This is a genomic window from Amycolatopsis sp. EV170708-02-1, assembly GCF_022479115.1.
Classification (GTDB): Bacteria; Actinomycetota; Actinomycetes; order Mycobacteriales; family Pseudonocardiaceae; genus Amycolatopsis.
In genome coordinates, this window is the sequence record NZ_CP092497.1 from 7,043,300 (window position 1) to 7,057,244 (window position 13,945).

General features: G+C 68.9%; 13 protein-coding genes. 7 read left to right on the forward strand and 6 right to left on the reverse strand.

What is annotated here, in order from left to right:
- Positions 1-29: 29 nt before the first annotated feature.
- Positions 30-1,064: an SDR family oxidoreductase gene (locus MJQ72_RS32025; protein WP_240594724.1), complete on the forward strand. Its 1,035-nt coding sequence runs from the start codon at positions 30-32 to the stop codon at positions 1,062-1,064.
- Positions 1,065-1,122: 58 nt separating this feature from the next.
- Here MJQ72_RS32025 and MJQ72_RS32030 read toward each other — a convergent pair whose 3' ends face one another.
- Positions 1,123-1,863, reverse strand: a complete 741-nt coding sequence (locus MJQ72_RS32030; protein ID WP_240594725.1) for an SDR family oxidoreductase — start codon at positions 1,861-1,863, stop codon at positions 1,123-1,125.
- Positions 1,864-2,144: 281 nt separating this feature from the next.
- Between MJQ72_RS32030 and MJQ72_RS32035 the strand changes: the two genes are divergently transcribed.
- Both MJQ72_RS32035 and MJQ72_RS32040 read left to right on the forward strand, forming a co-directional pair.
- Complete coding sequence (locus tag MJQ72_RS32035; RefSeq protein ID WP_240594726.1) at positions 2,145-2,492, forward strand: DUF1508 domain-containing protein; 348 nt, start codon at positions 2,145-2,147, stop codon at positions 2,490-2,492.
- A 156-nt stretch (positions 2,493-2,648) separates the two neighbouring features.
- Positions 2,649-3,740: a substrate-binding domain-containing protein gene (locus tag MJQ72_RS32040; RefSeq protein WP_240594727.1), complete on the forward strand. Its 1,092-nt coding sequence runs from the start codon at positions 2,649-2,651 to the stop codon at positions 3,738-3,740.
- A gap of 66 nt (positions 3,741-3,806) precedes the next feature.
- Here MJQ72_RS32040 and MJQ72_RS32045 read toward each other — a convergent pair whose 3' ends face one another.
- The 5 genes from MJQ72_RS32045 to MJQ72_RS32065 all read right to left on the reverse strand — a co-directional run bounded on the left by MJQ72_RS32045 (position 3,807) and on the right by MJQ72_RS32065 (position 9,142).
- Positions 3,807-5,699, reverse strand: a complete 1,893-nt coding sequence (locus MJQ72_RS32045; RefSeq protein ID WP_240594728.1) for a S8 family serine peptidase — start codon at positions 5,697-5,699, stop codon at positions 3,807-3,809.
- Positions 5,700-5,894: 195 nt separating this feature from the next.
- Complete coding sequence (locus MJQ72_RS32050) at positions 5,895-6,797, reverse strand: sortase (protein ID WP_240594729.1); 903 nt, start codon at positions 6,795-6,797, stop codon at positions 5,895-5,897.
- Entirely contained in the window at positions 6,794-7,039 is a 246-nt protein-coding gene (locus MJQ72_RS32055; protein WP_240594730.1) for a hypothetical protein, read from the reverse strand. Before MJQ72_RS32055 ends, MJQ72_RS32050 begins: the two co-directional genes overlap by 4 nt.
- 91 nt (positions 7,040-7,130) lie before the next feature.
- Positions 7,131-7,892, reverse strand: a complete 762-nt coding sequence (locus MJQ72_RS32060) for a hypothetical protein (RefSeq protein WP_240594731.1) — start codon at positions 7,890-7,892, stop codon at positions 7,131-7,133.
- Positions 7,889-9,142: a hypothetical protein gene (locus MJQ72_RS32065; RefSeq protein WP_240594732.1), complete on the reverse strand. Its 1,254-nt coding sequence runs from the start codon at positions 9,140-9,142 to the stop codon at positions 7,889-7,891. The genes MJQ72_RS32060 and MJQ72_RS32065 overlap by 4 nt, the downstream gene beginning before the upstream one ends.
- Positions 9,143-9,401: 259 nt before the next feature.
- Here MJQ72_RS32065 and pstC point away from each other — a divergent pair, with 259 nt between their 5' ends.
- Genes pstC through MJQ72_RS32085 form a run of 4 tightly spaced genes read left to right on the forward strand, consistent with a single transcriptional unit; the run spans position 9,402 to position 13,907 of the window.
- Positions 9,402-10,391, forward strand: a complete 990-nt coding sequence (gene pstC / locus MJQ72_RS32070) for a phosphate ABC transporter permease subunit PstC (protein ID WP_240594733.1) — start codon at positions 9,402-9,404, stop codon at positions 10,389-10,391.
- Positions 10,391-11,515, forward strand: coding sequence for a phosphate ABC transporter permease PstA (pstA, locus tag MJQ72_RS32075; protein WP_240594734.1), 1,125 nt, complete (start codon positions 10,391-10,393; stop codon positions 11,513-11,515). The genes pstC and pstA overlap by 1 nt, the downstream gene beginning before the upstream one ends.
- Before the next feature lie 23 nt (positions 11,516-11,538).
- On the forward strand, positions 11,539-12,354 hold the full coding sequence (locus MJQ72_RS32080; RefSeq protein ID WP_394329954.1) for a phosphate ABC transporter ATP-binding protein: 816 nt from the start codon (positions 11,539-11,541) through the stop codon (positions 12,352-12,354).
- Positions 12,351-13,907: a substrate-binding domain-containing protein gene (locus MJQ72_RS32085; protein WP_240594735.1), complete on the forward strand. Its 1,557-nt coding sequence runs from the start codon at positions 12,351-12,353 to the stop codon at positions 13,905-13,907. The genes MJQ72_RS32080 and MJQ72_RS32085 overlap by 4 nt, the downstream gene beginning before the upstream one ends.
- Positions 13,908-13,945: the final 38 nt, after the last annotated feature.

Consider the following 13,945-nt stretch of genomic DNA (forward strand, 5'->3'; position numbering starts at 1 on the left):
ATCGCCCGGGACGGTCCAGGCTCGATGACATGAACGAAGAACGCAAGGTCGCCCTGGTCGCCGGGGCCAACGGGGTCATCGGCAAGAACCTGATCGCACACCTCGAGTCCCTGCCGGGCTGGCGCGTCATCGGCCTGTCGCGGCGCGGCGGCCCCGGCCAGATCGCGGTCGACCTGCTCGACGCGGACGACACCCGCGCGAAACTCGGCGGACTGGACGACGTCACGCACGTGTTCTACGCGGCCTATGTCGACAAGCCGACCTGGGCCGAACTGGTCCCGCCGAACCTGGCGATGCTGACCAACCTCGTCGACGCGATCGAACCCGCCGCCCCCGGACTCCGCCACGTCAGCCTCATGCAGGGTTACAAGGTCTACGGCGCCCACCTCGGCCCGTTCAAGACCCCGGCGCGCGAGGACGACGCCGGGCACATGCCGCCCGAGTTCAACGTGGACCAACAGCAGTTCCTCGAACGTCGTCAGACCGGGAAATCCTGGACGTGGTCGGCGATCCGGCCGTCGGTGGTCGGCGGCACCGCGCTGGGCAACCCGATGAACCTGGCGCTGGCCATCGCGGTCTACGCGTCGATCTCGAAGGAACTCGGCCTGCCGCTGCGGTTCCCCGGCAAACCCGGCGCGTACGACAGTCTCCTGGAGATGACCGACGCCGGGCTGCTGGCGAAGGCCACCGTGTGGGCCACCGGCTCGGAGAACGAGGCGTACAACATCGCGAACGGGGATCTGTTCCGGTGGAACGACCTCTGGCCGCGGATCGCGCGCTACTTCGACCTGGAGGTGGCGCCGCCGCTGCCGATGTCGCTGGACGTCGTCATGGCGGACAAGGAAGAACTCTGGACCTCCATCGCCGCGAAGTACGGCCTCGAAGTGCCGTACAGCGCCGTTTCGTCGTCGTGGGCGTTCGCGGACTTCGTGTTCGGCTGGGACTACGACATGTTCGCGGACGGCTCGAAGGCGCGGCGGGCCGGTTTCCACGAGTACGCCGAGACGCCGGAGATGTTCTTCCGGCTGTTCGACGAGTTCCGGAAGGCGAAGGTGATCCCGTGAGGCCCTCGTGAGTGGCAAGGACGGTTCTAACCGTCCTTGCCACTCACGAGGCCGGTCGCTAACCGCGTCCGATGTACGGCATCGCGGTCGCCGTGACGGTCAGGAAGCCGACATTCGCGTCCAGCGGCAGCCCGGCCATGTACAGCACGGCGTCCGCGACGTGCCGGGCGTCGAAGGTCGGCTCGGCCTTGACGCTGCCGTCGGCCTGCGGGATCCCGTCGGCCATCCGTAGGGTCATCTCGGTGGCGGCGTTGCCGATGTCGATCTGTCCACAGGCGACGTTCCAAGCGCGGCCGTCGAGGGAGATCGACTTCGTCAGCCCGGTGACCGCGTGTTTCGTCGCGGTGTAGGCGACGGACGCGGGTCGCGGGGCGTGCGCGGAGATCGAACCGTTGTTGATGATCCGGCCGCCGCGCGGATCCTGCGCCTTCATCAGCCGCACGGCCTGCTGCGCGCACAGGAACATCCCGGTCAGGTTGGTGTCGACGGTGCGTTTCCAGTCCGCGAAGGACAGTTCGTCGACGGTCCCGCCCACCGAGACACCCGCGTTGTTCACCAGGAGATCCAGCCGCCCCCACCGGTCGCGGACCGTCTCGAACAGGGCGGCGACGGAATCGGGGTCGGCGACGTCGGTGGGCACGGGAAGCGCGTCCTTGGTGCCGCCCGCGGTCTCGGCCAGCGCGTCCACGCGGCGGCCGGCGAGGGCGACCCGGTAACCGGCGCCGAGCAACGCGCGGGAGATCTCCCTGCCGAGCCCCGAACCCGCCCCGGTGACCACCGCGATCTTGCCGTTGCCCATCGATCCTCCTCGCAGACCGTGCCGGACCGGACCGGCTCGGTGATTGTTTTCCGATTACCCGCGTCCGTTCAGGCTAGCGCGCCGCCGCCGGGGGAAAACGTTCACCCGGCGGCCGTCGCGCCTTAAGCAAAACCGGTAACCCCTTCACCTCATCGCGGCGATTCACCGGATGTGACCAGGGGGAATTCACGTCGTTCACTTCGTCGTACGGACGGTGAACGGTGAAGAAGAATCCACGATTTCAGCTCGTCCAGACCGGCGAGCAGACACTTCGATGGCGTTTGCTCGGCGGCAACAACGTGTCGCTGGGTTCGGCGCCGGACGACTATCCACGGGCCGAGGAATGCCTTGTCGCGATCGCTTGGCTCAGCACGCACATCTCCGAACTGACCAGCGATTTCAGTCATCTCAGCGGCGGTCGCTGGCGCTGGCGCCTGCACACCGGCGACCGGCTCGTCGCGATCGCCAGCCATGCCTACGGACGGCGTATCGAGGCACAGCGCGGCCTCGACCGATTCCGCTCGGCCACCACCGAAGCGTCCATCGGCGAAGGAATCGAGACGATAGCCGATTGGCGCCGGAAATACCGACGCGATTACGGCGGATATTCACCGAATCGTTCTCCGTGACGGCCGATCACGGAAAGTGCGTTCCCCGGAGATTAACCACCATGACGTCGGGCGGGAACGCGAAGCACCGCCGCCGGACAGTGTTACGGAGCGAGGATTGGGCCAAGTCACGGAATCCCGCGACTACTTGGGGACTAGAGAAAGAGTGCAAACAAGATGCGTGCTCGTACCACTCGGTTTCTCGGCGCCACCGCGATCGCCGCGTGTGCCTGCCTCACCCTGACCGGCACCGCCTCGGCGGTCGCCCCGGCCAACGGCCTCGAAGACGTCCTGGCCGCGGCGGGCTCGGACACCACCGTCGACATCACCGGCGCGATCCTGGCCAACGCCAACAGCGCGGCCTGGAACACCGACCCCGACAACCACGTCAACATCCCGCCGCTGCTCGCCGCGGGCGCGACGTTCACCGTCCCCGGTGACCTGTACGCCGACGAGGTCGTCTACAACACCACGACCAACCTCCCGCCGAACGGCTCGTCGCAGGGCAAGGCCGCGCTCAAGGCCTCCGGCGACGCGGCCGACGGCAAGATCGACATCGCGCGGTCGTCCTCGCCCCGCGGCTCGTCCGACCCGGCGTCGTTCGAGTACTACGCCTTCGCCACCGACGGTGTCACCTGGTCCTCCTCGGCGACCGGCTCGGGCGCGGGCCTGTCCCTCTCGCTGGCGCAGCTGCGCGGCATCTACGACGGCTCCATCACCAACTGGAACCAGGTCGGTGGCGCCAACGCCGCCATCGTCGTCTACCTGCCCCAGACCGGCTCCGGCACGCTGAGCTTCTTCACCACCACCGTCCTCGGCTTCGACCCCACCACCAAGCCGGTCACCATCAAGCGGTTCCAGGAGCACGACGGCAACTCCATCCCGGCCGCCGACCGCGCCAACGCGATCGCCCCGTTCTCCATCGCGCAGTGGATCGCCCAGGGCAACGCGGTGACCGCGGACAAGCGCGCGGGCTTCACCGTGAACCCGCTGACCGGCGCCGGCTTCGACGGCTCCCCGGTCGCCGGTTCGGCCGGCAACTACACCCCGGCCTTCACCACCGCGTTCCTCGGCTCGCGCAGCGTCTACCACGTGCTCGACACCCGCACGCCGAGCTACGACCAGGCCCAGCGCGCGGTCGGTTTCGCCGCCGGTGACACCGCCGCGACCGCCAGCCCGCTGTGCGGTGGCCAGCTCGCCACCACCATCAAGCGGTACGGCTTCCTGACCGTCTCCGGCCCGAACGGCCTGTCCTGCGTCAAGTCCTGACCCGGAATAGCAAGAAACGGCCCGGCGCGCTCGCGCGCCGGGCCGTTTTCCTGGTCCTGGAAGGTGTTACTTCGGGGCGACGCCCAGCGCGGCGAGCGCCGGGCCGGTCATGATCACGCCCGCCCCGGTGACCGGGTCGAAGCCCGGGGCGCCGAGGTCGATCGCGGTCGACACGAGCGCGTTCCGGATCTCCGCCGGGGTCGCGGCCGGCTTGCCCTGCTTCAGCAGCGCGGCGATGGCGGCGGCGCTCGGCGCGGCGGCCGAAGTCCCGAAGAACGGCTGGAAACCGCTCACCGAGGTCGCGACGCCGTCGGCCGCGGTGATGTCCGGCTTGTTGCGGGTCGCACCACCGGTCGAGGACACGTTGCCGGGGGTGATCACCGAACCGTCCGGGTTGTAGAACTGGTGACGGCGACCGTCCGAGGTGAACCGTTCCCACTTGCTGGCGGAGGTGAACAGACCCGGGTACGGGCCGGCCGGGTTCGCCGGGTCACCGGCTTCGAGCGCACGGCCGAAGGCGACGGCGGCGGGAGCGGCCGCGACGCTGAAGGCGTTGACGGCCGCCGAGTGGCCGGAGGTGACACCGTTGGTGCTGAAGGCTTTCAGGTCACCCGAGGCGACGAAGCGGCCGCGGATCACGTTGAGCGCGATGAACCGGTCGGAACCGCTGTACTTGACCACGGCGACCTTGAAGCCCGAGCCGCTGGCCGGGACCTGGGCGATCTCGTACGGGTTCTGGGTGCCGTTCTGCGCGCCCTCGCTGGAGGCGACGACCGCACCGGAGGAGTTCAGGACGAACAGGTCGTAGTCGCTGGTGGCCTTGCCCCACGGGTCGGACCAGAACAGGGTGACGTAGCGGCCGACCGAGTTCGGCGAAAGCGCGTTGTACAGCTGGGTCGTGGTGCCCGGGTCGAAGTCGTGCGGCGTCCCGGTGATCCCGGAGATCTTGCTGCCGGAGCCGCGGAAGTCGCCCTCGTAGTAGCCGCTGGTGCCGTCGGTCAGGTTGCCCGAGTTCCCCGCGGAGGAGAAGTAGAGCGCGCCGGCCGCGGTCACGTCGTTGACGGCCTGCGCGACCGGGCCGTCCTGGAACGGCGACTCGTCGAAGTAGGACACGTCGTCGACGATGATCGTGCACTTGCCGGTGGTACGCAGGGCACGGATGTTGTCGGCGAAGCTCTGCTCGCTGGTGAACGCGGTCGCGAAACCGAGCGCGGCGCCGGGCGCCATGTCGTGGATGATCTCCAGCATCGCGGTGCCCTCGTCACCGCTGCCCGCCTGGCCGGGGAGGACGTCGACGGCAGGGAGCTCACCGGCGGTCTGGGACGCCTTCAGCGACTTGATGCCGTCGGAAAGCACGCAGACCTTCTGGCCGGCGCCGGTGACGCCGTACTTGGTGCGGGCGGTGTCGTTGCCGTGCGCCTTGTCGCCCTCGGCGACCTGCAGCGCGGCGGCGGTCTGCTTGACCGCGGCCTGCCGCCGGTCCTGCGGCGCGGATTCGTTCCAGGTCATGGCCTGGGAAGCGGCCTTGACCTCGGCGACGTCCCCGCGTCCGGCGATCGCGTCGACGGCGTTCAGGGGGAGGTCGGCCCGGATCGCGCCGGCGGGAGAGGCGTAGCGGACGGTGCCGCCCGCCGCCTTGACGGCGTCCACCAGGGACTGTCCGGCGCCCTTGATGTCCACCGCGACCGTGCCGGCGTCGCTGACGCCCAGCCCGGTCCGGTATTCGGGCAGCTTGCCCGCCAGGCCCTTGTCGGCGCGCAGGCGCTTCTCGACGACGAGCTGGCTGGACTGCTTGCGTTCAGCCGGGGTGAGGCTCTTCTTGATGCTCTGCAGGGCGCTGATCCCGGCCTGGGTGCGCACCTCTTCCGACGGCTGGGCACTGGAAACCGCCGTCGACAGCAGCAAAGCGCCGACCGCGACCGGAACCGAGCATGTGACCACCCGGCTGAATCTGCTCATCGAAATCTCCCTGTTCCCACACACGACACAGCCCGTAACAGGAATCCCTTCGGCTGCCCGAATGAATTACCCCTGACCGGGTGTAATGGGGAGAATCTAAAGAGCGATCAGTGAGGAGTCCACCGACCAAAGTCTGGATCGGGGGATGATCCACATCGTGGGAATGATTTCGGTCCGAAAAGACCGAAATCGGGATCACGCCCAGGCGGGGAACAGCCGCCACAACGCCAGCGCCGCGAGTGCGGCGAGGGTGAGCAGCACCGGTCCGGTGATGACATAGGTCGAAACCGGACGCCACCGGCGATAAAGGAATGTCGCCCCGGCCGCCGCCACCACGAATCCGCCGAAGGCCAGCACCAGTCCGGCCCACGCGCCGCCGTCACCGGTCCGGCCGTCCTGCGCGTCCGCCTTGCCGTTCTGCGGACTGGGCCGGAACGGCCTGCCCTCCAGCACCGCGGTCACCACGGTCGCTTCCTCCGACGCCAGCGGCCACCAGGAAGCCGAGGTCACCAACGTCAGCCGATCGTTCTGCGTCTTGCCGTAGTCGGCCCCTTCGTCGAGCGGGCGGGTGACCTTCTCGGTCACGCGGTAGACGGACTTGCCCTGGGTGGTCGCGACGACGATTTCGTCACCGGGTTCCAGCGCCCCGAGCGAACCGAACGGACCGCCGTAACCGGCGTTGCGCGCCACGATCGCGGCGTTGCCCGGCTGCCCCGGACCGGCGGTCCCCGGCACGTGGCCCGGCCCGGACGCGGTCTCCCCGCTCGACGCGCCTTCGACGACGACCTGCTGCAGCTTCAACGCGGGAATCTCCAGCACGGCGACCGGTTTGCCGAATTCGACCGGTTCGGTGGGCGGAGCGGCGCCGAAAAGGCTTTGGCTGGCCCCCAGCGCCAGGCCGATCTCGCCGCGGATCTCGCCCAGCGCCTTCCTCTGGTCGCTCGCCTGAAGCATCGGCCCCAGCGCGTAGACGACCAGGGCCAGCGCCACCAGGGTGGTGACCAGCCAGGCGGCGAGAACGGTGCCGATCCATCCCGGGCCGAAACTCAGGAAGCGGGTTTCCGGTTCCTGATGGTTCTCTTCGACGATGGTGCTCACGCCGCGCCTCCGGCCGATTTACGCCGCAGGAGACCGAAGACCATCGCGAACGCCGCGCCGATCCCGGCCAGCGCCGCCAGCAGCCACCTCGGCACCGGGCGCCCGGCGGCGACGTACGCCGTCGCGGACGGGAGCGTCGCCAGGATCACCAAGGCCACCAGGGGAACGAGCGCGCCCAGCACCCCGGCCCCCGGGAACTTCGGGATGTCGATCGACTCGGCGAGGTTCTTGGCCGCCAGCACGCTTTCCGGCGTCGGGGCGGCCGCGGGGCGGGCCCGGTGGCGGCCGACGGCGACGCCCCGGCAGGCGAACCCGTTCCCCCGCTGGGGCCGGTCAACGAGGAGTTGGCGGCCGTCGTGGCACCGGTCCCCCCGCGGGTGGCGGATTCTTCGCTTCTTCCCGTTCCTTACAGGATTCCTGGACCGTCCCGGTGCCGATCTTGGCCACTCGCGCGGGAACGGTGGCCGCCAGACCGGGGCTCAACGGGGCCATCCCCGGCGGGAGCAGCGACTGGCCGTAGCCGCTCGCCAGCTCGGCGACCGCCTTCAGCTGCGCCTGCTTCTCGGTCATCGGCTTGCAGGTCGCGTCGATCAACGGATTGACCGGCGCCGCCAGGTACTCCACGAAGGTCAGCGGATACGCGCCGTCCTTGGTCGCGGTGCCCGGCTGCACGGTCCCGTCCGCGCCGGCCTGCATCGAATCGGCCGCCAGCTGCAGGCTTTCCTTGGTCGGCGCGACGAAGTTCCCCTTGCCGTCCGGAAGCGCGACCGGCGCCCAGCCATAGGCCCTCGCCGTCGCGAGATCGGTGATCACCCAGCTCATACAGCCGCCGGTGCAGACGAATCCCGTTCCCACGACACCGTTCTGCACCGTCTTGCGCACGGCGAGCTGACCGGTTTTCGCGTCGACGTTGTGCAGCGAACGGGCACCCGGATCGAGCGCGTTGAGATCGGAGATCACCCCCGGCGATTTCCCGTCCAGCTCACCGAAGTATTCGGTCCCCTTGTTCGGGAACACCCAGGCCGACGGCGCTGCCCCGGCGAGCACCTTGCTCAACGCGAGCGGCACCGTGCCCGGTCCGGATTCCCCGGTCACCCCGAAGAAGTCCAGGCTCTCGGCGCCGGCCCTGGCGCTGGCCGCGTTCGCCTCGTTCTCCCGCGTGACGGAGGCGAGCGCCGGATTGCGGCCGACCAGCGGGGTCCCGTTCCGGAAAATGCCGCCCCGGCCGTCCAGATCGGGTTGCTGTCCCCCTTGGTGATCATGTTCGCCACCTCGTCGTGGGTGAACCGCAGGGTGCCGGTGAACTTCGCGTTGAGCGAGCTCCCGTTGTCGTCGCTGTCGGTCGGCGACCAGCCGACCGCGGCCACGACCGCCGCGTTGATCCCGACCGGGATGTACTGCCGGTCCCGGACGGTCTGGGTGGCGAGCGCGTTCCCGCTGCCGGTGATCACCAGATCCGAGTCGCCCTTGTCGAACGCGGTCAGGCCGGCGTCTTCCGTCTCGCTCACGATGTTCGCCGGCTGCTCGGCCTGGGTGGGCGCGCAGAGCGCCTGGTTCCACGCGACCGCGGTGCGGCCCAGCCGCTCCGGCATGCTGGCGCTGAGCGTGTGCTGACCGGCGCCCTTGCACCCCTTGACGCCGAGCTCCTGCTGCGTCGGGGTGAAGGCGATCGAGCTGTCGATCCAGGTCACGAACGCGCCGGCCGCGTTCTTCGCGGTGATCGTGACCGCGACCGAACAGGGATTGTTCTCGTCGCACCGGAACGAGTACTTGTTGCGGGTCTTCGCACCGGTCACCGGATCGACGACGTCGGGATTGGCCGCCCAGGACACCGTGGGCGGCTTGTCCGCCTGGCCTTCGGCGTTCTTGTTGAAGGTGGTGTACAGCGGATCCCAGATGATCGGTTTCGGGGTGGAGGAGCCGAGCGGGATCTGGGTGTCGATGACGATGTCGCCGGTCCTGCTGCTGCGGCGGCCGGTGGCGCTGTCCATATGCGCCGCGTTCGCGATGAACTCGTCCTTCAACCCTCCGCAGTAGGCATTGACCCGCGCGCTGACGGAAGTCTCCCGGTTCCACGGCGGTTTCCCGGCGACCTTGATCAAATTGTCCGGCAGGACCTTGGGGCAGACCTTCAGGGACGCCTGGGCACCGCTCGCCAATCCCGACACCGTGATCCGCACCGGTTCGCCGTTCCGGGCCGACGACAGATCGGCCGGCTCGGTTTTGAGGGTGTACGGCGGATTCGCCGGCGCTTGCGCCTGCGCCGCGGGGACGGACACTCCCGTGACCATCAGCACCCCGCAGATCAGCAGGATCCCGACTTGTCTTGCGCGGACGAAGAACACGGACGACTCCCCAAGGTGCGCGGGCATACGGCGGAGAGCGGGACTCGATCACGAGCCGCGCCCGGAACCAACGTCCCCGAGCCGCCCGTGCGGGGTCAACCGCCCCCGGACCCGCCCCGGCACAGATTCACACGCGCCCCGTCGGGCGTTCTCCGCTTGGACACCTTTCGCGGTTTCGGGCACCACATACTGGCCGCATCGAGGGGCGAAGTGGTGTGCCCTGAAGTCGTTTACTTACCGATACGAAGGAAGGCCGCTCGTGACCGTCGCGCCACCCCGGCCCGACCCGTCCCCACCGGGAACCCCGGTGCGACGGGCGATCACCGAAGTCCTTTCCCGGGCCGACCGGGCGTTCCGCCGGGTCACCACCGGCGCCGGGCTGACCATGCTGGGCATCCTTCTGGTCATCGGTTTCTTCCTGGTCTACCGGTCCGGGCCTGCTTTCGACAACAGCGGCTTCGGGTTCTTCACCACCATCCGGTTCGACCCCGCCTCCGGAGTACTCGGCGTGCTGGGCCTGCTCTACGGGACGATCGTGGTCGCGCTCATCGCGGTCCTGGTCGCCGTGCCGCTGAGCATCCTCGCGGCGCTGTTCATCACCGAGTACTCCAGCGGCCGGATCCGCGGCTTCCTCACCGGCCTCGTCGACCTGCTCGCCGCCATTCCCAGCCTGTTGTACGGCCTGTGGGGATTCAGCTTCCTCGGCCCGCAGATCGTCCCGGTTTCGACGTGGCTGACCGAGAACCTCGGCTGGTTCCCGCTGTTCGCGTCCAAAGAGAACACGCTGTACATCCAGTCCATGTTCATCGCCGGGCTGGTCGTCTCCCTGATGGTCCTGCCGATCACGACCTCGGTGATCCGTGAGGTGTTCGCGCAGACCCCGCCCGGGGAAAAGGAAGCGGCGCTCGCGCTGGGCAGTACGCGGTGGGGGATGGTCAAAACGGTCGTGCTGCCCTTCGGCCGCGGCGGCATCATCGGCGGTTCGATGCTCGGGCTCGGCCGCGCGCTCGGCGAGACGATCGCGGTTTCCCTGCTGCTGCCCCAGGTTCCGGAGATCACGAAGTACATCCTCCAGTTCGGCGGCGCGACGATCTCCGGGTTCATCGCCAACAACTCCGGCGCGTCTGGGCTCTTCCTGTCCGGACTGATGGCAGCGGGCCTGGTGCTGTTCGTCTTCACCCTGGCCACGAACTTCACCGCGTCGGTGATCATCTCCAAGAGCCGGTCCGGCGCGGGAGTGGATGCCTGATGACCACGACAGTCACTCCCCCGGTCTCGTCCGGCCCGCGCAAACTCGTCAAACGTCGCCCGTCGGAGACCACCCGGCAGGACCGGCTGGCCGCGCTCGGCTGCGCGGTGTCGGCCACGCTGCTCACCTGGTTCGTCATGCATCTCCTGCTGGATTCCCCCGGTTGGCTGGCGGATCTGATCGTCGCCTACCTGCTGTACCTGGCGATGCTCTACCTGGTCACCCGCGACCGCTTGGGCAGGCTCGCCGCGTCGGACCGGCTCGTCTCGACGGTCGTGGTCTCCGGGGCGCTCACCCTCCTCGTCCCGTTGCTGCTCCTGCTGACCTACATCGTCATCCAGGGCGCCCCGTACCTGCGCCTTGGCTTCTTCTCTCACGACATGTCCGCGGTCGCGCCGACCGATCCGGTCACCGCGACCGGCGGTCTGCACGCGGTGGTCGGCACCCTTCAGCAGACCGCGCTGACCCTGGTGTTCGTCGTTCCGCTGGGCGTGCTCACCGCGATCTTCCTGAACGAGACCCGGTCCCGGTTCCGCCGTCCGGTGCGCATCATGGTCGACGCGATGAGCGGTCTCCCGTCGATCGTGGCAGGCCTGTTCATCTACGCGGCGCTGATCATCCCCGGTATCCAGGCGGGCGTGGGACTGTTCAGCTACAACGGTTTGATGGCCACGCTGGCACTGACGATGGTCATGCTGCCGACGGTGACGCGGACCGTGGACGTGGTGCTCCGGCTGGTCCCGGACGGCCTTCGCGAGGCGTCGCTGGCCCTCGGCGCGAGCCGGGCGAGGACGGTGTGGTCGGTGGTGCTGCCCACCGCACGCACCGGCGTCACCACCGCCGTGATCCTCGGCATCGCCAGGGTGGCGGGCGAAACGGCACCGCTGCTGTTCACCTCGTTCGGCTCGCTCGCGATGAACGCCAACCCGTTCTCCGCGCCGCAGGAGAGCATCCCGCTGTTCATCTTCCGCTTCATCAAGCAGCCGCTGGAGAACGTCCAGCAGCGCGGTTACGTCGGCGCGCTCGTGCTGATCCTGCTCATCTTCGGCCTGTTCGCGATCGCCAGGATCGTCGGGCGCGACCGGTCGAAGCGCAAGGCGAAAAGAACGAAGGAGAACCGGTGACCGACACCACCGAATTGTCCACTGTGGACGGCAGGCCTCAGGTCACCTTGACCGGCGGCCCGCCGCCCGGCGCGGCGGAACTCGAGTCGCGCGAGATCGGTGCCTGGTTCGGCGACCGGCTGGTCCTCGAAGGCGTGTCTTTGCGGATGCCCGCCAAAGAGGTGACCGCGCTGATCGGTCCGTCGGGCTGTGGCAAGTCGACCTTCCTGCGCATCCTCAACCGGATGCACGAGCTCGTCCCGTCGGCGTCGCTGACCGGCGAGGTCCTGTTGGACGGCCAAGACATCTACGCCGACGGAACCCGGCCACAGCAGGTCCGGCTGCGCATCGGCATGGTGTTCCAGAAGCCGAACCCGTTCCCGGCGATGTCCATCCGGGACAACGTGCTCGCCGGGCTGAAACTCGCCGGCGTCAAATGCGACGACAAGAACGCGCTCGTGGAACAGAGTCTCGAACGCGCCGGGCTGTGGCGTGAGGTCCGCGACCGGCTGAGCTCGCCCGGTGGCGCCCTCTCCGGTGGGCAGCAGCAGCGGCTCTGCATCGCCCGTTCGCTCGCGGTGCAGCCGAACGTGCTCCTGATGGACGAGCCCTGCTCCGCCCTCGACCCGACGTCCACCCGGCGGATCGAGCAGACGATCGCCGAGATCGGGCACGAGGTGACCGTCGTGATCGTCACGCACAACATGCAGCAGGCCCAACGGGTTTCGGATCACTGCGCGTTCTTCCTCGCCGCCGAGAACGAACCCGGCCGGGTGATCGAGCACGGCCCGACGGACACGATCTTCAACGCGCCGTCGGACGAACGCACCTACGACTACGTGAACGGGCGATTCGGATGACGACTTTGCGCAGGGTGGGCGCTTTGGGCGGGATCTCGGCGCTGCTGCTCTCGATCTCCGTGGCGGGCGCGCCCGACGCAGCGGCGCTCAGCAGGGTCACGGGCTCGGGGTCCAGTTATGTCGGTGTGGCGATGACCGACTGGCAGAACGGCGCGACGTCGCGGGGGATCCCGGTCAACTACTCGGCCACCAACTCACCCGCCGGGGTCAACCAGTACGGCGACCGGACGGTCGACTTCGGCGGGACCGAAGCCGAGGTCTCCTCGCTGCTCGCGGCGGGCGGTGGCGGCGTGACCGCGCAGACCCGCGGCTACCAGTACGTCCCGGACGTCGCCGGCGCGGTCGCCGTCATGTACAACGTCACCGACCAGGCCGGGAAGCGGGTCGACTACCTGCATCTCACCCGCGAGGTGATCGGCCGGATCTTCAGCCGGGACATCACCCGCTGGAGTGATCCGGCGATCACCGCGACCAACGGCGGGAAGTCGCTGCCGGACCAGCCCATCACCCTCGTCGGGCGGACCGGGCAATCCGGGACGACGGCACTGTTCTACGACTTCATCGCGCACGCGGCCCCCGACGCCTACCAGCGTTTCGTCTCCCGCAACGTCGGCAACGGGATGGGCAGCCTGCCCGCCGGGGTGCGCCCGATCCAGCTCCCCGAACGGGGGCCGGACGCCGACTGGTATCGGCTGCTCGCGGACTCGGACCAGATCGCGCAGGCCATCGGCAAAGCGACCATCCCGTTCTCCGTCGCCTACGACGAATTCGCCTACGCGCAGCGCCACAACGTGCCGACGGCCTGGGTGCAGAACGGTGCGGGCCAGTACACGCAGCCTTATGCGGAGAACATCGCCTCCGCGCTGAAGTTCGCGGAACTCCGCCCGGACCTGAGCCAGAAACTCGACAAGGTCTACTCGAACGCGGATCCGAAGACGTACCCGATTTCGGCGTACTCCTACATCATGATGCCGTGTACCAGCGGCCGGGACACCTGCCGCGGCGGCTATGGCGACCAGGGCAAGACCGACACCATGACCGCGTTCCTCGAACACGTCGCGTGCGACGGCCAGATCAACATGGCCCGCATCGGCTACTCGCCGCTGCCGCCGAACCTGTCGCAAGAGATCATGAACTCCAACGCGCGGCTCACCGGCCAGCCGCCGAAGCAGCTGAACGCGGGCAACTGCGCCAACCCGACCTTCCACGGCAGTCTCGGCGCCGGTGCCACCAGCCCGCCCGACCCGCTGGTGACCGCCGGGATCATCGCCCCGAACGGCAAACCGGCGGCCGGGACGGGTGCGGGCGGGCCGAGTAAGCCTGCCGGACCCGGCACCGGCCCGGCCTCCGACGACAAGACCACGACCGCGACGGCGAACCCCGACGAGGAGTCGGCGGGCGGCGGCTCGAAGAACTGGCGGGAAGCCGCCCCGGCGTCCTACGACGAGGGCGGGTTCGGCGGCATCGGCGGCTGGGCGGCGCTGGTGCTCTTCGTGGCGATCGTGACGCCTTTGGTGGTGCGCGGGGTGGTGAGGAAACTGCGGAGATCGTGACGATGCCGGGACCTGGTCGGTCGAGGCCGGTCCCGGGC